Origin of the sequence: Microvirga makkahensis (assembly GCF_009830105.1) — a bacterium.
In the GTDB taxonomy this organism is placed as follows: domain Bacteria; phylum Pseudomonadota; class Alphaproteobacteria; order Rhizobiales; family Beijerinckiaceae; genus Microvirga; species Microvirga makkahensis.
The window spans coordinates 104,054-125,399 of the sequence record NZ_WURB01000004.1; the positions used below are offsets into that span (position 1 = coordinate 104,054).

The 21,346-nt window shown below is 65.3% G+C and carries 22 protein-coding genes; 11 read left to right on the plus strand and 11 right to left on the minus strand.

What is annotated here, in order from left to right; genetic code table 11:
- Position 1: 1 nt before the first annotated feature.
- The 4 genes from GR328_RS07095 to GR328_RS07110 all read right to left on the minus strand — a co-directional run bounded on the left by GR328_RS07095 (position 2) and on the right by GR328_RS07110 (position 3,608).
- A complete protein-coding gene (locus GR328_RS07095; protein ID WP_160883825.1) occupies positions 2-907 on the minus strand; it encodes a DMT family transporter in 906 nt (301 codons plus the stop codon).
- A 135-nt stretch (positions 908-1,042) separates the two neighbouring features.
- Positions 1,043-2,383 (minus strand): D-alanyl-D-alanine carboxypeptidase family protein, encoded by a 1,341-nt coding sequence (locus tag GR328_RS07100; RefSeq protein WP_160883826.1) that lies wholly within the window; start codon positions 2,381-2,383, stop codon positions 1,043-1,045.
- A 254-nt stretch (positions 2,384-2,637) separates the two neighbouring features.
- A complete protein-coding gene (locus tag GR328_RS07105) occupies positions 2,638-3,033 on the minus strand; it encodes an NUDIX hydrolase (RefSeq protein ID WP_246215741.1) in 396 nt (131 codons plus the stop codon).
- Positions 3,030-3,608, minus strand: a complete 579-nt coding sequence (locus GR328_RS07110; protein ID WP_160883828.1) for an LOG family protein — start codon at positions 3,606-3,608, stop codon at positions 3,030-3,032. The genes GR328_RS07105 and GR328_RS07110 overlap by 4 nt, the downstream gene beginning before the upstream one ends.
- A gap of 151 nt (positions 3,609-3,759) precedes the next feature.
- Here GR328_RS07110 and GR328_RS07115 point away from each other — a divergent pair, with 151 nt between their 5' ends.
- Positions 3,760-4,926 (plus strand): acetyl-CoA acetyltransferase, encoded by a 1,167-nt coding sequence (locus GR328_RS07115; RefSeq protein WP_160883829.1) that lies wholly within the window; start codon positions 3,760-3,762, stop codon positions 4,924-4,926.
- 112 nt (positions 4,927-5,038) lie between these two features.
- Here the strand turns inward: GR328_RS07115 and GR328_RS07120 are convergent, their stop codons facing one another.
- Positions 5,039-5,305, minus strand: a complete 267-nt coding sequence (locus tag GR328_RS07120) for a BolA family protein (RefSeq protein ID WP_160883830.1) — start codon at positions 5,303-5,305, stop codon at positions 5,039-5,041.
- An 88-nt stretch (positions 5,306-5,393) separates the two neighbouring features.
- Between GR328_RS07120 and GR328_RS07125 the strand changes: the two genes are divergently transcribed.
- From GR328_RS07125 to GR328_RS07140, 4 genes are all read left to right on the plus strand, one after another.
- On the plus strand, positions 5,394-6,026 hold the full coding sequence (locus GR328_RS07125) for a J domain-containing protein (protein ID WP_160883831.1): 633 nt from the start codon (positions 5,394-5,396) through the stop codon (positions 6,024-6,026).
- 113 nt (positions 6,027-6,139) lie between these two features.
- On the plus strand, positions 6,140-7,129 hold the full coding sequence (gene cobS, locus GR328_RS07130) for a cobaltochelatase subunit CobS (RefSeq protein WP_160883832.1): 990 nt from the start codon (positions 6,140-6,142) through the stop codon (positions 7,127-7,129).
- 114 nt (positions 7,130-7,243) lie between these two features.
- The gene (cobT, locus tag GR328_RS07135) at positions 7,244-9,139 is read left to right on the plus strand and encodes a cobaltochelatase subunit CobT (protein ID WP_160883833.1); all 1,896 of its coding nucleotides are present in this window, start codon (positions 7,244-7,246) and stop codon (positions 9,137-9,139) included.
- A complete protein-coding gene (locus tag GR328_RS07140) occupies positions 9,136-10,143 on the plus strand; it encodes an esterase-like activity of phytase family protein (RefSeq protein ID WP_160883834.1) in 1,008 nt (335 codons plus the stop codon). The genes cobT and GR328_RS07140 overlap by 4 nt, the downstream gene beginning before the upstream one ends.
- A gap of 45 nt (positions 10,144-10,188) precedes the next feature.
- Here the strand turns inward: GR328_RS07140 and GR328_RS07145 are convergent, their stop codons facing one another.
- Positions 10,189-10,815 (minus strand): queuosine precursor transporter, encoded by a 627-nt coding sequence (locus GR328_RS07145; protein WP_160883835.1) that lies wholly within the window; start codon positions 10,813-10,815, stop codon positions 10,189-10,191.
- A gap of 97 nt (positions 10,816-10,912) precedes the next feature.
- Positions 10,913-11,203: a 50S ribosomal protein L28 gene (rpmB, locus tag GR328_RS07150; protein ID WP_160883836.1), complete on the minus strand. Its 291-nt coding sequence runs from the start codon at positions 11,201-11,203 to the stop codon at positions 10,913-10,915.
- Positions 11,204-11,447: 244 nt separating this feature from the next.
- Here rpmB and GR328_RS07155 point away from each other — a divergent pair, with 244 nt between their 5' ends.
- The 6 genes from GR328_RS07155 (at position 11,448) to GR328_RS07180 (ending at position 18,405) form a co-directional block, all read left to right on the plus strand.
- On the plus strand, positions 11,448-12,314 hold the full coding sequence (locus GR328_RS07155) for a DUF3108 domain-containing protein (RefSeq protein ID WP_160883837.1): 867 nt from the start codon (positions 11,448-11,450) through the stop codon (positions 12,312-12,314).
- 192 nt (positions 12,315-12,506) lie between these two features.
- Positions 12,507-15,584, plus strand: coding sequence for a helicase-related protein (locus tag GR328_RS07160; RefSeq protein ID WP_160883838.1), 3,078 nt, complete (start codon positions 12,507-12,509; stop codon positions 15,582-15,584).
- Positions 15,585-15,593: 9 nt separating this feature from the next.
- The gene (locus GR328_RS07165) at positions 15,594-15,896 is read left to right on the plus strand and encodes an RNA-binding S4 domain-containing protein (RefSeq protein ID WP_160883839.1); all 303 of its coding nucleotides are present in this window, start codon (positions 15,594-15,596) and stop codon (positions 15,894-15,896) included.
- A 54-nt stretch (positions 15,897-15,950) separates the two neighbouring features.
- Entirely contained in the window at positions 15,951-16,289 is a 339-nt protein-coding gene (gene fdxA / locus GR328_RS07170) for a ferredoxin FdxA (RefSeq protein ID WP_160883840.1), read from the plus strand.
- 485 nt (positions 16,290-16,774) lie between these two features.
- Complete coding sequence (locus GR328_RS07175; protein WP_160883841.1) at positions 16,775-17,359, plus strand: CarD family transcriptional regulator; 585 nt, start codon at positions 16,775-16,777, stop codon at positions 17,357-17,359.
- Positions 17,360-17,532: 173 nt separating this feature from the next.
- A complete protein-coding gene (locus GR328_RS07180) occupies positions 17,533-18,405 on the plus strand; it encodes an RNA polymerase factor sigma-32 (protein WP_160883842.1) in 873 nt (290 codons plus the stop codon).
- A 162-nt stretch (positions 18,406-18,567) separates the two neighbouring features.
- On the opposite strand, the gene GR328_RS07185 is transcribed toward GR328_RS07180, so the two are convergent.
- The 4 genes from GR328_RS07185 to GR328_RS07195 form a co-directional block, all read right to left on the minus strand.
- On the minus strand, positions 18,568-19,989 hold the full coding sequence (locus GR328_RS07185) for a M48 family metalloprotease (protein WP_160883843.1): 1,422 nt from the start codon (positions 19,987-19,989) through the stop codon (positions 18,568-18,570).
- Positions 19,990-20,010: 21 nt separating this feature from the next.
- The gene (locus GR328_RS07190) at positions 20,011-20,811 is read right to left on the minus strand and encodes a thermonuclease family protein (RefSeq protein ID WP_160883844.1); all 801 of its coding nucleotides are present in this window, start codon (positions 20,809-20,811) and stop codon (positions 20,011-20,013) included.
- Positions 20,812-20,880: 69 nt separating this feature from the next.
- Entirely contained in the window at positions 20,881-21,102 is a 222-nt protein-coding gene (locus GR328_RS26650; RefSeq protein WP_170304109.1) for a hypothetical protein, read from the minus strand.
- Positions 21,099-21,245 (minus strand): hypothetical protein, encoded by a 147-nt coding sequence (locus GR328_RS07195; protein ID WP_160883845.1) that lies wholly within the window; start codon positions 21,243-21,245, stop codon positions 21,099-21,101. Before GR328_RS07195 ends, GR328_RS26650 begins: the two co-directional genes overlap by 4 nt.
- Positions 21,246-21,346 lie beyond the last annotated feature (101 nt).

The window sequence follows — 21,346 nt, forward strand, 5'->3', positions numbered from 1 at the left end:
CTTAATCCGCAACCGGAAGCAGAGGCGCGTGCTTCACGCGGCGCTGTTCCAGGAAAACATTGGCGATGATCGCGGCCAGCACAAGGGTACCGCCCGCAACCTGCAGGGGAGAAAGGACCTCGTTCAGGATCAGCGCCGAGCAAATGGCCGCGACGACGGGCTCGGTGCAGAAGATGATTCCGCCCGCGACTGCCGAGATGCGCCCGAGGGCCACCAGCTGCAGCACGAATCCGCCGACATAGCCGCCAATGGTCACCGCGACCGCGAAAGGCGCCAGGGCCAGGACCGACGGCGGCGCGAGCTGTCCCGTGACGAGGCTGATGAGGATGGCCGTGGGCAACACGATCAGTTGCACCCAGAACACCTTTGCCACGACTCCCGTATTCGTGCAGCGGGCCGCAGTGAAGAACTGAACGGCCGTGGCGACGCTTGCACCGAAGGCGAGCGCCAGACCGCGCCAATCGAGCTCCGTGAAAGCCGGTCCGACCACAAGGCAGACTCCCGCGGCTGCAACCGCGGCGACACCGACGAGCGTCGGTGTCAGAGGTTTTTTCTCCACGAAGGGGTTCGCGAGAACGATGAGGATCGGAAAGGTGTAGAACACCACGGCTGCGACCGTCACGGGAATGAAGGCGACGGAGGACAGATAGCCGATACCCTGGAGAGCGCTGGAAACGCCGAGGAGAAGGAGCGCGCCGCGCTCCTCCCGCGCCACGGTGAGGGGGCGCCTTGCGACGAAGGCCACGATGGCCACGAGAGCCAGCATCAGGAACACCCGGTAGACCACGATGGCCGAGCCGCTGGCCCCGGCGAAGGATGCCACCCGCGCGAAAACGATGTTCAGGCCGTAGAGACCGGCGGAGCCGATGGCGAGGAAAAGGCCGGTGCCGTGCGAAGAGCGCGTCATGTCAAGGAGTGTGGCTTTTTAGGACGAACACCGTTCGCGCGGATTAGCGGCGAATGCAAGGGGCTTCAGGCAAGGGCGGCCTCAAGCAAGACGCCCGGCACGGGGGCCGGGCGTTGCGATGGGGCTCGAGGACGATCAGTTCGCCGAGGATTTGGCCTTCGGGGCGGCCTCGGCCTTCTTCTGGTCCTTCTTAGCAGTGGGCTTTTTGTCCTGGCCCGTCACCGGCTTCACGGTGACGCTGACGCGGCCTTTGGACTTGGTCTTGTCGCCGTCCTCGATCACGGGCTTCACATCCGGCTTCTTGGTAGCCTGATTGGTGCTTTTCTTGCGGGCGGCAGACTTCTTCTTGTTGAGGCGGGTCTTCTCGGCGGCTTCCTCCGCAGCGGCCTGGGCGGCGAGCTCGGCGCTGGTGGGCGGGTTCAGGCCGATCCAGACGCGTTCGGGCTGCACGGCGGCGCGAGGCCCGAGCACGGTGCGTACGGGTTTCTGGGTGTTGCCGGCAAAGGCCATGACATCGGAGGAGAAGAGGTTGGGAATATTCGAGTTGTCCTCGGCCACGACCGGGGTGTCCTCCTCCTGAGGCATCGGCCCGCGCCGGTCGCAGATCACTGGGCGCATGTCCGGCGGAGTGGTGTTGGCCGAAGCGGGCAGGGCAGCGAGCTCGGGATTCGTGAAGTTCACCTTGCTGTTGAAACCGCGGTCGAACAGTTCCGCGGCCTTCATCGTGCGCTCATTCGCCGAGGGCGCGCCGAGCACCACCGTGATCAGATGCCGGCCGTCGCGATGGGCGGTGGCTACCACGTTGAAGCCCGACGAGCAGATGAAGCCGGTCTTCATGCCGTCGGCGCCCGGATAGCGGCCGATGAGGCCGTTCGTGTTGCGCATGATCCGGCGGCCGAACTGGACGGCGCCGATATGGAACAGGTCCTGATGCTCGGGAAATTCCATCAGAAGCGCACGCGCGAGGATCGCCATGTCGCGGGCAGTCGTCTGGTTGCGTTCGTCGGGCAGCCCGTGGGGATTGGCGAAATGACTGCTCGTCATGCCGAGCCGCTGAGCGTGAGCGTTCATGAGCGCCGAGAAGCCGTCGATGGAGCCGGCGATATTCTCCGCGATGGTTGCGGCGACGTCATTGGCCGATTTCACCAGCATGATCTTGAGGGCGTTGTCGAGGCGGATCTGGGTGCCCGGCTTGAAGCCCATCTTGGACGGTGGCAGCGCCGCGGCGCCGTCGCTCACCGTGAGCAGGGTGTCCATGCTCAGCTGGCCGGAGCGCACCTTGTCCAGGGCGACATAGGTCGTCATGAGCTTGGTGATGGACGCCGGATACCATGGATCGGTTGCCCGCTCCGCGTGCAGAACGCGTCCCGAATCGAGCTCGACCACGAGGGCGGGGGTGCCGGCGGCCAGCGCCTGACCGCCCAGGAAGGCAGCAACGGCAAAGACGGTCGCGCGAAGGGCTCGGCTAACGTTCATACGGAACGACTCCTTGACTAAGCAACGTTCGGAGAGGGGATTCTAAAGCCCCGCTTGCCAGCTGAGCTATATTCTTATGCCCAGACCCGGGCTTTGCCTAGGTGAGGGTGGTGCAGTGCAATCCCGGTCTGCTCTTTGTACCGAACTCCATGGCAAGAGAGTGGCAAGAGCCGCTCGCTTTAAAGAACAAGAGAGCTCGGCCATTGTTTCACGGCGGCGCGAACAATTGCGCCCCAGGTTAAGGGATCACCGGACTAGGGCTCCAGCGCCAGGGCCAGCGGCAGGATCGTGTCCCGCGTGAGCGGGGCGAGTTTTCGTTCGCCCGGTGACCGCGGATCGACCCAGGCGAATTCAGCGATCTCGGCTCTGCAGACGACGGAACCCGAGAGGCTGGCCGCATAGGCCGCAGCACGCACCCACTGGCCCGGCTCGTTGGCGGCGGGCGCCTCGAAGATTCCGAGCAGCCGCACGGAGGCCGGAACGATGGCGCAGCCGAGTTCCTCGCCGAGCTCCCGCTCGAGCGCCGCCAGATCGCTCTCTCCGGGTTCGCGCTTGCCGCCCGGCTGCATGAAGCTCTCCGTGCCGCGCTTGCGAACGAGCAGCACATGGCCCTGCCCGTCGCGGATGAGGGCCGTGACGATGTCGATCAACGCTCGCCCGCCCTGATCCATTTCTCGACCTTCGGAGGCTCGTAGCCGCGGATAGCCTCCACCAGGGCCGCCGGCTCCTCCTTCACGATCAGCATGGCGCGGTGAACGGGCTTCACGAAGCCGCTCTCCACCACGCCGTCGAGAAAGGCCGCGAGCCTGTCGTAGAAGCCCGCGACGTTGAGCAGGGCGCAGGGCTTCCTGTGATAGCCGAGCTGGGCCCAGGTCCAGACCTCGAACAGTTCCTCGAAGGTGCCGAGGCCGCCCGGCAGGGCGACGAAGCCGTCGGACAGCTCGGCCATCAGCGCCTTGCGCTCGTGCATGGAGCCGACCACCCGCAGGTCGCTCAGGCCCGTATGGGCGATTTCCTTGTCGACGAGCGCCTGGGGCATGACGCCGATCACTTGGCCTCCCTCCGTCAGCACCGCATCCGCCACGGCCCCCATCAGACCGACCGAGGCGCCGCCATAAACCAGTCCGATGCCGTTTCGCGCCAGAGTATCACCCAGCAGGCGGGCGGCCTCCATATAGACAGGGTCCCGGCCCGGGCTGGAGCCGCAGAAGACACAAAGACGCATGGGAGTGGTCCCTTGATTCGTTCCGTGCGTCCATGGAGGCCGAGCACGCCGTAAATTCAAGGGCCGTTCCGCCAAAGATCAGGGCTGGCTTGCCGAACGGCCGGAACCATTCCACCTTAGGTCAGCAATCAAGCTCTGTGAGGAGACACCCATGACCGCCTGCATCGTCGGATGGGCTCATACACCCTTCGGCAAGCTCGACGCGGAAAACGTCGAGAGCCTTATCGTCCGCGTCACCAACGAGGCGCTCGAGCATGCCGGGATTGGGCCCGAAGACGTGGACGAGGTCGTGCTCGGCCACTTCAACGGAGGATTCTCCCCCCAGGAGTTCACGGCCTCCCTGGTGTTCCAGGCGAGCGACAGGTTCCGTTTCAAGCCCGCCACCCGCGTGGAGAATGCCTGCGCGACGGGTTCCGCGGCCGTGCACCAGGCTATCAAGACCATCGAGGCCAGGCGCGCCAGGACGGTGCTGGTCGTAGGCGTCGAGCAGATGACCCGCACGCCCGGCCCGGAGATCGGCAATATCCTGCTGAAGGCCTCCTACCTGCCGGAGGACGGCGAGACGCAGGGCGGCTTCGCAGGAGTGTTCGGCAAGATCGCAGGTCAGTATTTCCAGCGCTACGGCGACCAATCCGACGCGCTGGCGCTGATTGCCGCCAAGAATCACAAGAACGGAGTCGATAATCCCTATGCGCAGATGCGCAAGGATCTGGGCTTCGAGTTCTGCCGGGCCGAGAGCGACAAGAATCCCTTCGTGGCCGGCCCCTTGAAGCGGACCGATTGCTCGCTCGTCTCGGACGGTGCGGCCGCGCTCGTGATCGCCGACACGGAAACAGCGCTCCGCATGCGCCGCGCCGTGGCGTTCCGCGCTGCCGCCCATGCGCAGGATTTCCTGCCCATGTCGAAGCGCGACATCGTGGAGTTCGAGGGCTGCGCGGAAGCCTGGAGGCGGGCGCTGGATCAGGCGGGCATCCGGCTGTCGGACCTGTCCTTCGTCGAGACCCATGACTGCTTCACGATCGCCGAGCTCATCGAATACGAGGCGATGGGGCTCACCCCGCGCGGGCAGGGAGCGATTGCCGTCAAGGAGGGCTGGACCAACCGGGACGGCCGGCTGCCGGTGAACCCCTCCGGCGGGCTCAAGTCCAAGGGGCATCCGATCGGCGCGACAGGCGTGTCCATGCATGCGCTCTCCGCCATGCAGCTTTGCGAGGAGGCCGGCGGCATCCAGGTCAGGAATCCGGTCCTCGGCGGCATCTTCAACATGGGCGGCGCGGCGGTGGCGAACTACGTCAGCGTGCTCGAGCGGATCAAGTAGAGTCCGGAATGGTCTCCACGTCATCACCGGCCTCGGGCCGGTGATCTCGCTTCCGTAGGGCGCTTGCGCCTTTCGCAATCGGGAGGGGCGGCCGCGAGGGGAAGGGCTCTCCTCACTCCCCCGGCGCCTTGGCCTGAACGGCCAGGGCGTGCAGGCCCCTGTCGAAGGCGTCCTTCAGCACCTCGTTGACGAGGCGGTGGCGCTCGACCCGGCTCTTGCCGGAGAAGGCATCCGATACGATATGTACCCTGAAGTGAGTTTCGCCCCCCTCCCGCCATCCGCTGTGACCGTGATGCTGTTCCGACTCGTCCGTGACGGTCAGTTGGGACGGATGCAGGCGCTCCTGCAGAGTTTGGGTGATCCAGCGGTGAAGGGTCATGGGTCTCGATAAGCCTTTTTAACGGGTCTGCGGCGAAAAGCTCTTAAGCCTTGGCTCAGGGCCTCAAGCCCCTCATAATGTCTGAATCATGGATCTCAACTCGCCTCTTTTCGACCGCATCCGGATCAAGCCCTCCTGCGAAGAGCCGCGGGAGACGAAGGGACCTGCCTGCGAGCATCCCGGCTGCAAGGCCGCGGGCGAGTACCGCGCGCCTAAGGGCCGGGACAGGGAGGGCCAGTATTGGCGCTTCTGCCTCCAGCACGTGCGCGAGTACAACGCATCGTACAACTATTTCTCGGGCATGTCCGATTCGGCGGTTGCGGCCTACCAGAAGGATGCGGTCATCGGGCATCGCCCGACCTGGGCCATGGGCGTGAACGCCTCCGGCAAGGGCGAGGAGCCGGGACAGAAGCAGGAAACCCGCGACTGGGCCTATTTCGACCCCTTGGGCATTCTCAGGGGCGAGGACTTCACCCAGGCCCGAACCCGCGGCCAGGAGAGGCCCGAGCCGCGGCGGCCGCGCTATTCGGGCGCGATCCGCCGGGCGCTGGACATCCTCGGGCTGGACGAGACCGCCGACGGGCCTGCCATCAAGGCCCAGTACAAGTCCCTGGTGAAACGGTTCCATCCGGACGCCAATGGGGGGGACCGCTCCTTCGAGGAGCGGCTGCGCGACATCATCAAGGCGCACGATACCCTCAAGAGCGCTGGCCTCTGCTGAAACGCCGTTGTTTCATGCAGCCCCTCCGGCGTTTAGGAAATTGCACCGTACCGCCATGGCGTTTAAGAAGCCATGGCACGACATTGAAACACCCATCCGATCGAGAGGCCCCTATGACGGCACAAACCGACACAACGACCCTACTGCCGGATATGAAGGTATCCGTGCGACAGGTCTTCGGCATCGACTCGGATCTGGAAGTTCCGGCCTTCTCCCAGACCGACGAGCATGTGCCCGATCTCGATCCGGATTATCTCTTCGACCGGGAGACCACGCTCGCCATCCTGGCCGGGTTCGCGCGCAACCGTCGTGTGATGATCACCGGCTACCACGGCACGGGTAAGTCCACCCATATCGAGCAGGTGGCCGCCCGCCTGAACTGGCCCTGCGTGCGCGTGAATCTGGACAGCCACGTGTCCCGCATCGACCTGGTCGGCAAGGACGCCATCGTGCTCCAGGACGGCAAACAGGTGACCGCCTTCCAGGACGGCATCCTGCCCTGGGCGCTTCAGCACAACGTCGCCCTTGTGTTCGACGAGTACGACGCTGGTCGCCCGGACGTGATGTTCGTGATCCAGCGCGTGCTGGAGCAGTCGGGAAAGCTCACGCTGCTCGACCAGAAGCGCGTGATTCGCCCTCACCCCGCCTTCCGGCTCTTCGCCACCGCCAACACGGTGGGCCTCGGCGACACGTCGGGACTCTATCATGGCACGCAGCAGATCAACCAGGGCCAGATGGACCGCTGGTCCATCGTCACCACGCTCAACTATCTGCCGCACGACAAGGAGGTGGACATCGTCCTCTCCAAGGCGAAGCATTACCAGGACAGCTCGGAAGGGCGCGATATCGTCAACAAGATGGTTCGCGTGGCCGATCTCACCCGCTCAGCCTTCATGAACGGCGATCTCTCCACCGTCATGAGCCCGCGCACGGTGATCACCTGGGCCGAGAACGCCGAGATCTTCGGCGACACGGGCTTCGCGTTCCGCGTCACCTTCCTGAACAAGTGCGACGAGCTGGAGCGCACGCTGGTCGCAGAGTTCTACCAGCGCTCCTTCGGCAAGGAACTGCCGGAAAGCGCCGTGAACATGGTGCTGTCTTAAGGTGTCATCCCGGAGGCGCCCTAGCGCAATCCGGGACCGTTTGGGAGCTTCGCTGGTTTTAGCGATCCCGGCTCTTCGCGATGCTCCGGCCGGGATGACGGATGAAGGAAAGCGATGTCCATCTCGAACCGCAAGCCGGGTGAGAAGAAGGAAGCGCCGGCAGAGCCGCTGAAGCGCTCCATCGCCGGCGCCATGAAGGCCATTGCCCGCAAGCCCGATCTCGAGGTCGCCTTCGCGTCCGACCGCCCGGTGCTCATGGGCCAGGAAAAGGCCCGCCTGCCGGAGCCGCCCCGGCGGCTCACGCTCCAGGATGTAGCGATCCTGCGCGGCAACGCGGATGCCATGGCTTTGCGCCTCGCTTGCCACGATGCCACGCTGCATCGCAGGCTCGCCCCGGAGGGTCAGGCCGCGCGTGCCGTCTTCGATGCGGTCGAGCAGGCGCGCGTGGAATCCATCGGCTCGCGCCGCATGGCCGGCATCTCCTCCAACATCTCGGCGATGCTGGAGGACCGTTATCACCGCGGCGGCAAATACGAGGAGATCACGGACCGCGCCGATGCTCCCATCGAGGACGCGCTGGCGCTCATGGTGCGCGAGCGCCTGACCGGCGAGAAGCCGCCGGCGGCTGCGGCCAAGATCGTCGATCTCTGGCGCGACTTCATCGAGGAGCGCGCGGGCAAGAACCTCGACGGGCTTCTGAAGAACATCGACAGCCAGCGCGATTTCGCGCGCGGCATCCGGGAAATGCTCTCTTCCCTCGAGATGGCCGACGACGCGGCCCTGGATCAGGAGGACGAGGAGAACGAGGACGACAACGAATCCGAGCAGCAGGAGCAGCAGGGCGAGGGCGAATCCGAGCAGGAGAGCCAAGGCGACCGCGCCGAAATCGAGATCAGCGAGGATTCGAGCGACGACATCGAGGACGGAGCGACGGAAGAGGCCGATGGTCCCTCCGGCGAGCTGCCCGAGGAAGCGGACGAGGCGGATTCGGACGAGGCCGGCGAATCCTGGCGTCCGCCGTCCCGCTCCAACGAGGCGCGTGGACCGGACTACAAGGCCTATACCACCAAGTTCGACGAGATCATCCATGCGGAGGATCTCTGCGACGCCGACGAGCTGACCCGCCTCCGCGCCTATCTCGATAAGCAGCTCGCGCACCTTCAGGGCGTGGTGGGACGCCTCGCCAATCGCCTGCAGCGCCGCCTGATGGCCCAGCAGAACCGCTCCTGGGAGTTCGATCTGGAGGAGGGGACGCTCGATCCGGTGCGCCTGCCGCGCATCATCATGGATCCGTTCCAGCCCCTGAGCTTCAAGCAGGAGCAGGACACCAATTTCCGCGATACGGTGGTGACCCTGCTGCTCGACAATTCGGGTTCCATGCGCGGACGCCCCATCACGGTGGCGGCCACCTGCGCCGACATTCTGGCGCGCACGCTGGAGCGCTGCGGCGTGAAGGTGGAGATCCTCGGCTTCACCACCCGTGCATGGAAGGGCGGGCAATCCCGCGAGATGTGGCTGCAGAGCGGCAAGCCCGCTAATCCGGGCCGCCTCAACGATCTGCGCCACATCATCTACAAGTCGGCGGATGCGCCCTGGCGGCGCGCGCGCAAGAACCTGGGCCTGATGATGCGCGAGGGCCTGTTGAAGGAGAACATCGATGGCGAGGCCCTCGATTGGGCGCACAAGCGCCTGCTCGGGCGCCCCGAGCAACGGCGCATCCTGATGGTGATCTCGGACGGCGCGCCGGTGGACGATTCGACGCTCTCCGTCAATCCAGGCAACTATCTCGAACGGCATCTGCGCTATGTGATCGAAGAAATCGAGACCCGCTCCCCCGTCGAGCTCATCGCCATCGGCATCGGTCATGACGTGACGCGCTATTACCGGCGCGCCGTCACCATCGTCGATGCGGAGGAGCTCGGCGGAGTGATGACCGAAAAGCTCGCGGAGCTGTTCGAGGAGAACGCGCAAGCCCCGCGCGGAGCGCCCCGTCTCCGGGCTCGCGCGTGAGGCTTCTCACCCGCCGGAATCTGCTCCTGGGCGGCGGCGCGCTCGCCGCCGCGACCGCCGCGGGCGCGGCCCTCGCGCAGCGCCCGCAGGCATTTCGCGCAGTAACACCGATCAGGGTCTCTGCGCAGCCGATCGGCCATCTGTCCAACACGGATCCGGACCGCACGCGCTTCGGATCGCTCCTCTTCCGCTCCGGGCTCAGCCTCAGATCGGATGTGTCCGCCTTTGGCGGGTTCTCCGGCCTGTGGCGTTCGCCCGAGGGGGACGAGGTCATGGCGCTGGCCGACAACGCGCAGATCCTGAAAGCGCGGATCGAAACCTCGGATGGGCGCCTGTCGGGCCTCTCCAACGCCAGAATGGCGCCCCTGCTGTTGAGCGACGGGCGTCCGGCGCGCCGGTCTCGTTACTATGACACGGAAAGCTTGGCGATCGCGGAAGACGTGGCGTTCGTCGGCGTCGAGCGCAACCACGCGGTCATCCGCTTCCGGCGCAATCGGGAAGGAACGTTCGTCCAGGGTGCTGCGATGGCGACGCCGGGGATCCTGAAGGATCTTCCGAACAACGGGGGGCTGGAGGCGCTCGCGGTGGCGCCGCAGCGCTCACCTCTCGCCGGTTCTCTGATCGGCATCGCGGAGGGCGGAAGGGGCTTCATCCTCACGGTGAGGCGGCAGGACACTTTCGAGGTCCGGCCTCGCGACGGCTATGACATGACCGATCTTGCCTTTCTCGATTCCGGCGATGCGCTCGTCCTGGAGCGCCGCTTCTCGCTGTTCGGCGGCTTCGGATGCCGCCTGCGCCGGATCGCTTCCGGAGCCCTCAAGCCGGGGGCGAGCCTGGACGGCGAGGCGATCTACGAGAGCGAGGCCTCGCACCAGATCGATAACATGGAAGGTCTTGCAGTGCACAGGGAGGGAAGCGAAACCGTCGTCTCCCTGATCTCGGACAACAACTTCAATGCCAATCTCCAGCGGACGCTGCTGCTGGAATTCTCCCTTAGGGAGTGATCGCTGCACGCTTGCCCGGGGTGAGGCCGCCAGCCGCCGGATCGATCAGGCGGCCCGGTGGGCCGCCGTGTAGCGCATGATCCGCAGGATCGCGCCGTAAGGGGCGATCGCGATGGCCGCGAGGGCGAGCTTCACCAGGTAATCGGCAACGGCGAGGTTGACCCAGGGCAAGGCAATGCATTCATCCGCGACGCCCGCGCGGGCGAACATGTCCGTGATGGTCAGGTCAAAGCCCGGAACGGCGCCGCAATAGAAGGCGAAGGAGAAGAAGATTGCCGTATCGAGACCGGAGGAGATCACCGAGGAGACGAAGGGCGGCATCCACCAGGCGTACCCGCGCAGGCGGAAGAAGATCTGAATGTCCAGGAGCTGGGCCGTCAGGAAGGCCGCGCCCGAGGCAATGGCGATGCGCGGCGTCGCGAGCACGATTGAGAGAGCCACGGCCAGCGCAAAGCCCGTATAGACGATCCGCCGCGCTCCTTTGGGGCCGAAGCGGCGATTCGACAGGTCCGTGACCAGGAAGGCGAAGGGATAGCTGAAGGCGCCCCAGGTCAGATAGTCGTCCAGGCCCAGATGCTGGAAAGGATATTGAACAAGAATGTTCGACGAGAGGACGACGAGAGTCATCGCGGCCAGGGCGATGAGAAAGTCGCGGTGCTCGGTCTTGATCATGATCGGCCTTCCCGGAGCGAGGCTGGGCTATGAAAGCAACGCAAAACGGGCGGCCGTGAGGCCGCCCGCAGCGTAGAGCATGAAACGAGGCCTGAGATCAGCTCGCAGCGGCGAGCTTCTTCTCGATCTCGCGCTTCACGGCAAGGGCGGTGGTCGAGAGCTCGCCAGCCGAGGCCTTCGCCAGGAAGGCGTCGAGACCGCCGCGATGCTCGACCGAACGCAGAGCATGGGCGGAGACGCGCAGACGCACGGAGCGCTGCAGGGTCTCGGACTGGAGAGTGACGTTGCAGAGGTTCGGCAGGAACTTCCGCTTCGTCTTGCGGTTCGAGTGGCTCACCAGGTGGCCACTCAGCACGGCCTTGCCGGTCAGTTCGCAACGGCGGGACATGGGTTCAATCCTATTGTCAAAGGGGTCGCGGCCTTGAATTCGCGGGTTTGCCTCAACGCAGATCCCACGTGGCCGGACACCAGAAGTCCTTGGAAGGTGCAGGGCTATAGGCCGAAAACCGGCCCCGCGTCAAGAATAGTGCGACAGCACAACTCCTTTTTTTGCGCGGCCGCGGTCATCATTTATTCGGAATCTCGTGCGATGCAACAGAATAGACTCACGGGACAGCCCCGGGACCATCTCAATGCGCTTCACCGCTTCAGCTCTGCTAGCCTTGGGTCTGACTGGAATCCCCTTTCAGGTTCAGGCTCAGCCCGCCCAAACGCTTAGGGTGAACTATAGCCTCTCCTTGGCGGGCCTGCCCTTGGGAAAGGCTGATCTTTCTTCGACTTTCAGCGGCCCGAAATACGAGATGCAGGGCAGCGTGAAGCTCACCGGGCTCGTGAGGATGATTACCGGCGGCAAGGGGGCTGGCACGGCCTCCGGCACGATCGTGGGGTCTCAGCTCCAATCGGAAGGCTTTGCCGTCAACACCAAATCCTCCGGAGAGCGGCGCGTCGTGCGCATGGCGCTCGATGGCGGGAACGTGGCCGAGGTCGAGATCGAGCCACCCATCGAGCCGAAAGAGGGCCGGGTGCCGGTGAAGGCGGCGGACAAGAAGGGGGTGCTCGACCCCCTGAGCGCCCTCATCATGCCTGCCATGGCGTCAAAAGGCCTCACCGATGCCGCGAACTGCAACCGCACCATCCCGGTCTTCGATGGGACGGCGCGGCAGAACATCGTGCTCTCCTATTCCGAGACCAAAACCGTCAAGGTGCCGGGTTACTCCGGTCCCGTCCTCGTCTGCAACGCGCGCTGGGTACCGATCTCAGGCCACCGTCCGCAGCGCTCCACCATCAAGTTCATGCAGGAGAACAAGGACATGAACGTATGGCTGGCGCCGGTGGAGGGGGCCCGCGTGCTCTTCCCGATCAAGGTGGCCGTGCGCACCATGATCGGCATGGGCGAGCTCGAGGCCGCCAGCTGGACGGTCGAGGGCGGGGGAGCCGCGACGGCCGCCAAGCGCGGAGTCAGGGGAAGGGAGCCCGTGAGGGCGGGGGGCGGTCAATAAGCCCTCAAAATCCCTGGAGAATTCTTGGAAAAGCCGGTAGCGAAACCGGCTTGAGATCCCATATAAGAGGGAGCCTGCCGCCGGACATTCGGGCCAGGCCTGTTTTGTGAGAAGGCTGCCTGCATCTCCCGATGCGGGAGCATCTCGTCCCTCTCACCCGGGATCGTATCCGACATTAGCCCGCATCCAGGCATGGTTCGCCGTTCTCTCCCCCCGCAAGTGCGCGCGCGCGGCGTCACCGCCGTGCTCGGCCCCACCAATACCGGCAAGACACACCTTGCCATCGAGCGCATGCTCGGCCACGACAGCGGCATGATCGGCCTGCCGCTGCGCCTGCTCGCACGGGAGGTTTACAGCCGAGTCGTCGAGAAGGCGGGGCCACACAACGTCGCTCTCATCACGGGCGAAGAGAAGATCAAGCCGGACCGGCCCCGCTACTGGATCTCCACCGTGGAGGCCATGCCGCGCGACATCGACGCGGCCTTCGTGGCGATCGACGAGATCCAGCTCGCCTCAGATCTCGACCGTGGTCATGTGTTCACCGACCGGCTGCTCAACCAGCGCGGGCGCGAGGAGACAATGCTCATCGGCTCCTCGACCATGCGACCTCTCATCGAGGCGCTGATTCCCGGGGTTCACGTGGTCACGCGGCCGCGCCTCTCAAAGCTCACTTTCGCAGGCGAGAAGAAGGTTTCCCGCCTGCCGCGCCGCTCGGCCATCGTGGCCTTCTCGGCCGAGGAGGTCTACGGCATCGCGGAGCTTATCCGCCGCCAGAGCGGCGGTGCGGCGGTGGTGCTTGGCGCGCTCTCGCCCCGCACCCGCAACGCGCAGGTCGAGCTCTATCAGAACGGGGACGTGGATTATCTGATCGCCACCGATGCCATCGGCATGGGCCTCAATCTCGATGTAGACCATGTGGCCTTCGCCGCCGACAAGAAGTTCGACGGTTTCCGCTTCCGCAAGCTCTATAATCCGGAGCTTGCGCAGATCGCGGGCCGCGCGGGCCGCTATATGCGCGACGGCACCTTCGGCTCCACCGGCCGCTGTCCCCCCTTCGGCGCAGAAACGGTGGAGGCACTGGAAAACCATACCTTCGACCCTGTCCGGATTCTGCAATGGCGCAATCCGGATCTCGATTTCTCGTCCCTGGGACGCCTGCGGGATTCCTTGAGCCAGCAGCCCCGGGAGCACGGTCTCGTGCGCGCCCCCATGGGCGAGGACGTGGCGGCTCTCGAATTACTGGCCCGGGACGACGACATTCAGGCCTTCGCCCGCACCAAGCATGCGGTCGAGCGGCTCTGGCAGATGTGCCAAGTTCCTGATTATCGAAAGGTTTCGCCCCAGACCCACGCGGATCTCGTCGGCCAGCTCTATCGTTTCCTCATGAGGGAGGGGGCGATCCCGGCGGACTGGTTCGCCCGCCATCTGTCGGCCTCGGACCGGACGGACGGCGACATCGACACCCTCTCCAACCGCATCGCCCAGGTGCGGACTTGGTCTTTCGTCGCTAACCGTCCGGACTGGTTGAAGGACCCGGAGCATTGGCAGGGTGTTGCGCGTCAGGTAGAGGACAAGCTATCGGATGCGCTTCATGAACGTCTCGCCCAAAGATTCATCGACCGGCGGACGAGCGTTCTCATGCGGCGCTTGAGAGAGAACACGATGCTCGAAGCGGAAATTACGACCACCGGCGACGTCACCGTCGAGGGGCAACATATCGGCCACCTGCACGGCTTCCATTTCGTGCCTGACCCCCAGGCCGATACGACGGAGGCCAAGACCCTGCGCAATGCTGCCAGCAAGGCCCTGGCCGGCGAGATCGAGGCGCGGGCCGACCGGTTCGCCGAGACGCCGGACACCACGCTGGTGCTGTCGAACGACGGCACGATCCGCTGGACGGGCGATCCCGTGGCGAAGCTGGAGCCCGGCGACAAGCTCTTCGAGCCGCGCGTGCGCATTCTCTCGGACGAGCACCTCACGGGGCCCGCCCGCGACAAGGTGGACAACCGCCTGCGCGCCTGGCTTAAGGCCTATGTGGTGCGCCTGCTCGGCCCGGTGATGGATCTGGAGACCAATGCCGAGCTGACGGGGCTCGCCCGGGGCATCGCGTTCCAGGTCGGCGAGGCGCTCGGCGTGCTGGAGCGCGCGAAGGTTCTCAACGAGGTGCGCAGCCTCGACCAGGGTGCCCGCGCGGCGCTTCGCAAGGCGGGCGTGCGCTTCGGGGCGTATCACCTTTACCTGCCGGCTCTTCTGAAGCCCGCTCCGCGCGTTCTGGCGACACAGCTCTGGGCCCTCCAGAACGGCGGTCTGGATCAGAAGGGAATCGATGAGATCGCCCATCTCGCTCAGTCCGGCCGCACCTCGATTCCGGTCGATCCGGATATCGCGACGGGCCTCTACCGGGCCGCGGGCTTCCGCGTCTGCGGCGGCCGCGCCGTGCGCGTGGACATTCTCGAGCGCCTGGCTGACCTGATCCGCCCGGCCATCGCCTACCGTCCCGGCCTTACCCCCGGCGAGCCACCGGCCGGCGCGGCCGATGGCGACGGTTTCGTGCCCACCGTGGCCATGACCTCCCTGGTCGGCTGCGCGGGCGAGGATTTCGCCACGATCCTGAAGTCCCTCGGCTATGTGGTGGAGCGCCGGCCCGGTCCGGCCATCACGGTGCCGCAGGCTGCGGCTCCGCAGCCTGTCGAGGGCGAAGCAGCCTCTGCCGGCTCGTCCGCCGAGGCTCCGGCCGCGGACCAGGCCGTGGCCGAGGAAACCGGCGCGGTGGCCATGGAGGCGCCTGAGGCTTCCATCGCGCCCGAGGCCGTGGAGACCAGCGCCGCCGAGGCCGTTGCCTCGCCTGAAGGGCAGGCCATGGCCCCGGCCGAGGGTGTTGCCGAAGCGTCTGCCCAAGCTCCCGCCGAGCCCGAGATGATCGAGGTCTGGCGTCAGCACCGCCGCCACGAGGGCGGGCATGCCCGTCAGGGCCGCGAGGCTCGCGGCAACCGTGGCGAGCGCGGCGACCGCCGCCCTCGCCAGGGCGAAGGCAAGAGCGAGCGCCCGGGCGAGCGCCCGCGCCGGGAGGCCCAGGGGGAAGGCGGCCGTCCGCAGAACCGTCCCCCTCGCGGGCCCCGCTCGGACGACCGCCGGGGTCCGCGCCCGGACAAGCGCGCCGATAACCGCCGCGAGGGCGGGCAGGAGCGCCGCGAGAAACAGCCCGATCCGAACTCGCCTTTCGCCAAGCTCATGGCCCTCAAGGCTCAGCTCGAAGACGGCAAGAAGTGAGATGGCCCCATGCGTGAGGACCGGCAGCGGCTCGACAAGTGGCTCTGGTTCGCACGCTTTGCCAAAACCCGGACGTTGGCCGCCAGGCTCGTGACGAGCGGGTTCGTCCGGGTCAACGGCCAGCGCACCGACAATGCCGCCAAGGCCCTGTCCGTCGGCGACGTGGTCACCATCGCCCTCGCCCGCACGACTCTTGTGGTGCGGGTCGAGGGGCTCGGGGAGCGCCGGGGCCCTGCGCCGGAAGCAAGGCAGCTCTACGCGGATCTCAACGAGAGCGACGGAACGCTTGTCAGCGAAGGCGACAAGAGCTAGAGCGGCGGCAGCAGCCTTGCCTTCTGTTCGAAAACGACCCTCAAAGGACCGGTCATGACCTACGTCGTCACGGAAAATTGCATCAAGTGCAAATACATGGACTGCGTGGAGGTGTGTCCGGTGGATTGTTTCTACGAGGGCGAGAACATGCTGGTCATCCACCCGGACGAGTGCATCGATTGCGGCGTCTGTGAGCCGGAATGTCCTGCCGAGGCGATCAAGCCCGACGCCGAGCCCGGCCTGGAGCAGTGGCTGAAGATCAACGCCGATATGGCCAAGAGTTGGCCCAACATCACGCAGAAGAAGGAGCCCCCGGCAGACGCCAAGGAATTCGACGGTGTCGCGGGCAAGTTCGAGCAGTACTTCTCGCCCAATCCCGGCGAGGGCGACTGAGGCCCGGCCGCGAAAGCAGGTCTTCTGCCGGATCGGGCCGGGATGTCTTTTGCCCGTGCGGATTCCGCGGAGAACTGGAAGTCCCGTTCGGGAAACCGGGTCCGCTTTCGTGCAGCATGGCAGACGCCGAGCCCGGCCATAAACCGAGCTTCTTTACGCTACGCTTTGAAATATTTTTGCTTTTTCGGCCGGACTGTGATAGGGTCTGCCAATGCCGTCGCTTGCGCTCAAGCCGTGCACCGTCCCCCGCAGGTCGTCGGTTCACACACTGAAGCATGATGCACGAAGCCCAGCCGAAGGGGGGCGAGTCCACCTTGGGTCCGGGACGAGCGTGTTCTAGCTGCTGGCTTACATCAGGGAGTCGAGCGGAATAGTCAAGTTCCGTCTTTGCTCATCTCATTCCTGTTCCCCTGGGGCCCTGCTCAGTGGAACCACCGCTCCCGTGCCTTGAAAGGCAGGGGACCATGCAAGGAGGCCTCTCTCGCATGACAACCGCTAAGAAGTCCACTCAGCGCCTGGGTTTCAAGTCCGGCGAAGCCATTGTTTATCCCGCTCACGGCGTCGGCCGCATCACGGCCATCGAAGAGCAGGAAATCGCCGGCTTCAAGCTGGAGCTCTACGTGGTCTCCTTCGACAAGGACAAGATGGTTCTGCGAGTTCCGACCGGCAAAGCTGCCAGCGTCGGCATGCGCAAACTCGCCGAACCGGCCCTGGTTCAAAAGGCTCTGGACGTTCTGACGGGTCGTGCTCGCGTGAAGCGCACCATGTGGTCGCGCCGCGCTCAGGAATACGAGGCGAAGATCAATTCGGGCGATCTCATCTCGGTCACCGAGGTCGTTCGCGACCTGTACCGCTCCGAGGCCCAGCCCGAGCAATCCTACAGCGAGCGGCAGCTTTACGAATCCGCCCTCGACCGGGTCGTGCGCGAGATCGCCGCAGTGAACAGGATCACGGACACGGAGGCCCTCAAGCTCATTGAGCAGAGCCTGGCCAAGTCCCCGCGCCGTTCCAAAGGCGCCGAGGCGGATGTCGAAGCCGACGGCGACGACATGCAGGAAGAGGCCGCCTGATCGGGCGGCCCGGCTCCATCCTCAGCTTTCAAGAAGCCTGGCCTCGTGCCAGGCTTTTTTATTGAGAGCGGGCCCTTGCTTTTGGGGTCCGGGAATCTATTTCGCAAAACTTGACTGTCAGGCGTGAACTTTTTCCCGTTTCGCTCGTTGTGTCTCTGCCAAGGGAGGACACAATGGGAGAAATCTCAGGGGTTCGTCGTCGTTTCGTCCGCGCCGCCATGAACGCACCTTTTCTCGAAAGAGAAGAGGAGCATGCGCTTGCCGTGCGCTGGAAGGAACACGGCGATGAAACAGCTCTTCACCAATTGACGGCTGCGCATATGCGCCTCGTGATCGCGCTGGCGGCCCGCTTCCGTCACTACGGCCTGCCGATGGCGGATCTCGTTCAGGAAGGGCATGTCGGCCTTCTCGAGGCCGCCGCTCGGTTCGAGCCGGAGCGGGAAGTTCGTTTCTCGACCTATGCCACGTGGTGGATCCGCGCTTCCGTGCAGGATTACATCCTTCGTAACTGGTCAATTGTCCGTGGAGGAACAAGTTCCGCGCAAAAAGCCCTTTTCTTCAACCTGCGACGGTTGCGGGCCCGTCTGACGCGTGGCGGCGAGGAGCGCATCTCCTCCGACGTGCACGAGAAGATCGCCGAGGCGATCGGCGTGTCCAAGGCCGACGTGGCCCTCATGGACGCCCGCCTTTCGGCTCCGGATACATCTCTCAATGCGCCGGTCCTCGATGCCGATCCGGCCAATTCCGCCGAGCGCGTGGAGTTCCTCGTGGACACGAGCCCGCTGCCGGACGAGAGCGTGAGCGACGTTATCGATACCGAGCGGCGCGTGCGCTGGCTCAAGCAGGCGCTCGAAGTGCTCAACGAACGTGAGCTGCGCATCCTGCAGGCGCGCCGCCTCGACGACGAGCAGGTCACCCTCGAATTCCTCGGCGACCGGTTAGGGATCTCGAAGGAGAGGGTCCGCCAGATCGAGAACCGGGCCCTGGAGAAACTCAAGCGAGCCCTGATCGACAAGTATCCTCAGGCCTCGGGTGCTTTCGTCTAAGGAAATTCGAGACCCTTAGAACAGATCAGGCGAGCCGGTCCCCGGCTCGCCTGATCATTTTTGGCTGATAGTTAAGGACTGGCTCCGGTCCTGAAGGAGGGGCCTCGCCCCCCGAGACCGGGCGCGCATGCTCCCGGCGCGAGCCCGCGTCAGCTTCGTTCGCTACTCGACGATGATCTTGTAGCGCTCGCCCGGTTTCAAGGGGCCGTTGCGATCGAGCCCGTTGATCAGCAGGAAACGCTCGAGCGCCCGGTCGACCGGCATATGCGCGGCGAGGGATTGCGCCGTATCACCTCGCTGCGCCGTCACGATCCGGAGTTTGAGCGGGCGGATACGGCGCGCCTCTTCCGGCTGCACCTGGCGAACGCTGCCGAGCGTCTGCTGGAACATGCTCTCCAGTTCCGCGCCGCCGCTGCGGGCCGCCATGATGAGGCGATAGGTGGTGTTGCCGATGCGAATGGCCGAGAGGCGGAAGGTCCATTCCTTGCCGATCGACAGAGCCGTCACGACCGGGAGGTCGTTGACGGTTGTCGTGACCAGGCTGCCCGGCTCGATGGTGTCGGTCCAGGTGGAACGCAGCACCTCCTCCAGACTCTGTCCGGCCGGAGTATCGGCCGCATCGAAGAGCAGGCGGCGCTCGCCATCGGGCGAGGAGCCGAGAACGGCCTGGGAGGTATTTTCCAGAGTGAAGCCCGCCGGCGCTTCGAAGGCGACGCCGAGGCGCGCATGGATGAAGCGGCGGCCTTTCACGACCCCGTCACCCGGGTCGTCTCCATAGGCGAGCCCGTCGAGGGCCGTCAGGTACTCGAGCCTGCCCGTTTCCCCCATGCCCCGGGGCCCGGCGCGGCGGGCCGCCTGAAGGGCCTTCGAAACGCGCTCGGCGGTGCTCGGGTGGGAGGCGACACGATCCGTCGTTCCCCCGGTGCTCGCCGCGGAGCGGCCCAGGGCCGTGAGGAAGCGCGGCGCGCCATAGGGATCGAACCCGGCCCGGGCGAGGACCGTGATGCCGGTCTGATCCGCTTGGAGTTCCTGCGAGCGGGAGAAGCTCGCAAGCGTGGACCGGGCCTGGTCCTGGACCACGGCCGCTTCCCGGGAATCGTTCAGGACGTTCTCCGCCACGCGCTCGATCAGCTCGGAGCGCGCCTGCAGCTCGCTGCGCTGGGAGGCGTGGCGAAGGGTGATATGGGCGATTTCATGCGAGAGCACGGCCGCCACTTCCGAAGTGTCGTTCGCCAGGGCCAGCAGGCCGCGCGTCACGTAAAGGCGACCGTTCGGCAGGGCGAACGCGTTCACTACCGGTGAGTTGAGGATCGTGACCTGATAGGATTCGTCCGGCCGGTCGGTGGCCATGACGAGCCTGTTCACGGCGTCGGTCAGAAGCCGCTGAAGCTGGGGCGCGCGTCCCTCGCCGCCGAACGCCGCTACGAGTCGGATGTGATCGCGGTCCCGGTCCGGTCCGATCACGCGGGGCGCGTTTGCCGGCAGGGAGGCGTTGCCGCCCAAGCCCGAGCAGGCCGAGACCAGGCCCGCGATGAGCAGGCCGGCAGCGATCCGGATCTTACCTGTGTGACGTCTCTCGTGCATGCTCGCTCAACGGGCCAAGCGTTAATCTTCATCTCTGTCGCCTCGAAGGCCTTCGCCTTCGAGGTGTTCGATCATCTCCGGTAAATCAATGGTAAGGGCGGTGCCCTGCCAAGACTGCAAAATGCCTCGGGCCCGCAGGATGCGGCCCTTCAGCGAATTTGCCGAAATGCCCCTCTCGGCCATCCGCATCCAGGTTTGTCGCGGGATGATGATCGTGAAGTCTTCTGCCCAGTGCCCCCCGAAGTTCAAATAGGTTCTCCGCTTGCGCTCGCCGATGCTGCGAACCCGCCCCTCGACGATCGCGAAGCTGCCGACGCGCTCTTTCAAACGCTCAGTTTGCTCAGCAAGAATGGGGTTATAGCGGCCATCGGCCCAAAGACCAAGGCGTCGTTCGCGTGCCGTTTCTTCGAAAGCGAGCAGTTCAGGCTGGCAAAAGACCTGGTCCGTGCCCGCATCGACGACGGCGAGGCCCGCCTCGACGAGGCCGTGGCCGAGGTCGAACCCCTGGCCCTGAGCGAGGCGGGCGCGCAGGGAGCGGCGATCCCAGCGATCGCGATGGCCCTGAACGGAGACGAGAAGCGGCTGATCGATCCGGGCTTTGAGCCAGTCCAGGGCCTGTTGCCGGTAAGGAGGACCGTCCGGAAGCCTGATGCCCGATAGTTTGGCGAGCAGCTCCGTTTCGAGCACAAGATCGCCTTGGGCCGTGAGACCGGCCAGACGGTCCTGGCGAACCTCGTTCGTGCAGGCAGGCGCGAGGGCCCCTGCCGCCGCAGGTTCTACCGCAAGCGCTGCCAGAATGCCTATCGCCGCTCTGATCCGCATAGCCGGTCCCGTATGTGGCCCGGGATCATACGCGGTCTTTCGGATACGGTCAGGCTCGGAAATGCAACCTCAGTGCTTTTCCTGAGCGGGGCTGTGCTTCTGCGGTTTGTGTCCGCTCTGGCCAGGCTCGTTGTGCTTGTTGTGCTCGCGGGTTTCCTGATGGGTCGCGCCGCCCTGACGCCCGATGTCGGGAGAGCCGGAGGCGTTGTCGTGAGCTTGACGATCCTGCCCGTCCGGATGGCCGGACACGCGGGTCTCGTTCGGGTTGCTGCGGTTGCCGGTGCTGCTCATGACTTTTTCTCTTGCTGCCGCTTCTGGGCTCCGTTGCCGTCCTTGCCCTGCTGGTGTTGTGTGCCGCGGGTGTTGGAACCACCATGCCCTTCCTGCGGGATGCCTTCAGGATTGGTCCGGGAGCCGGGAATGTTCTTGGTCATTGCGAAGATCCTGATCGTTCATTGGCTGCGATGAACAGCCTGCTCGACACGCACGGCGTGTGGAGCAGCAGTCCGCAGGGTCAATCGATCGCGCCGCCGAT

Coding starts and splice junctions, on each gene's coding strand:
- GR328_RS07095 (WP_160883825.1), bottom strand. CDS start 907: ATGACGCGCTCTTCGCACGGCACCGGCCTTTTCCTCGCCATCGGCTCC.
- GR328_RS07100 (WP_160883826.1), bottom strand. CDS start 2,383: ATGAACGTTAGCCGAGCCCTTCGCGCGACCGTCTTTGCCGTTGCTGCC.
- GR328_RS07110 (WP_160883828.1), bottom strand. CDS start 3,608: ATGCGTCTTTGTGTCTTCTGCGGCTCCAGCCCGGGCCGGGACCCTGTC.
- GR328_RS07115 (WP_160883829.1), top strand. CDS start 3,760: ATGACCGCCTGCATCGTCGGATGGGCTCATACACCCTTCGGCAAGCTC.
- GR328_RS07120 (WP_160883830.1), bottom strand. CDS start 5,305: ATGACCCTTCACCGCTGGATCACCCAAACTCTGCAGGAGCGCCTGCAT.
- GR328_RS07125 (WP_160883831.1), top strand. CDS start 5,394: ATGGATCTCAACTCGCCTCTTTTCGACCGCATCCGGATCAAGCCCTCC.
- cobS (WP_160883832.1), top strand. CDS start 6,140: ATGACGGCACAAACCGACACAACGACCCTACTGCCGGATATGAAGGTA.
- cobT (WP_160883833.1), top strand. CDS start 7,244: ATGTCCATCTCGAACCGCAAGCCGGGTGAGAAGAAGGAAGCGCCGGCA.
- GR328_RS07145 (WP_160883835.1), bottom strand. CDS start 10,815: ATGATCAAGACCGAGCACCGCGACTTTCTCATCGCCCTGGCCGCGATG.
- rpmB (WP_160883836.1), bottom strand. CDS start 11,203: ATGTCCCGCCGTTGCGAACTGACCGGCAAGGCCGTGCTGAGTGGCCAC.
- GR328_RS07155 (WP_160883837.1), top strand. CDS start 11,448: ATGCGCTTCACCGCTTCAGCTCTGCTAGCCTTGGGTCTGACTGGAATC.
- GR328_RS07160 (WP_160883838.1), top strand. CDS start 12,507: ATGGTTCGCCGTTCTCTCCCCCCGCAAGTGCGCGCGCGCGGCGTCACC.
- GR328_RS07165 (WP_160883839.1), top strand. CDS start 15,594: ATGCGTGAGGACCGGCAGCGGCTCGACAAGTGGCTCTGGTTCGCACGC.
- fdxA (WP_160883840.1), top strand. CDS start 15,951: ATGACCTACGTCGTCACGGAAAATTGCATCAAGTGCAAATACATGGAC.
- GR328_RS07175 (WP_160883841.1), top strand. CDS start 16,775: ATGACAACCGCTAAGAAGTCCACTCAGCGCCTGGGTTTCAAGTCCGGC.
- GR328_RS07180 (WP_160883842.1), top strand. CDS start 17,533: ATGGGAGAAATCTCAGGGGTTCGTCGTCGTTTCGTCCGCGCCGCCATG.
- GR328_RS07185 (WP_160883843.1), bottom strand. CDS start 19,989: ATGCACGAGAGACGTCACACAGGTAAGATCCGGATCGCTGCCGGCCTG.
- GR328_RS07190 (WP_160883844.1), bottom strand. CDS start 20,811: ATGCGGATCAGAGCGGCGATAGGCATTCTGGCAGCGCTTGCGGTAGAA.
- GR328_RS26650 (WP_170304109.1), bottom strand. CDS start 21,102: ATGAGCAGCACCGGCAACCGCAGCAACCCGAACGAGACCCGCGTGTCC.
- GR328_RS07195 (WP_160883845.1), bottom strand. CDS start 21,245: ATGACCAAGAACATTCCCGGCTCCCGGACCAATCCTGAAGGCATCCCG.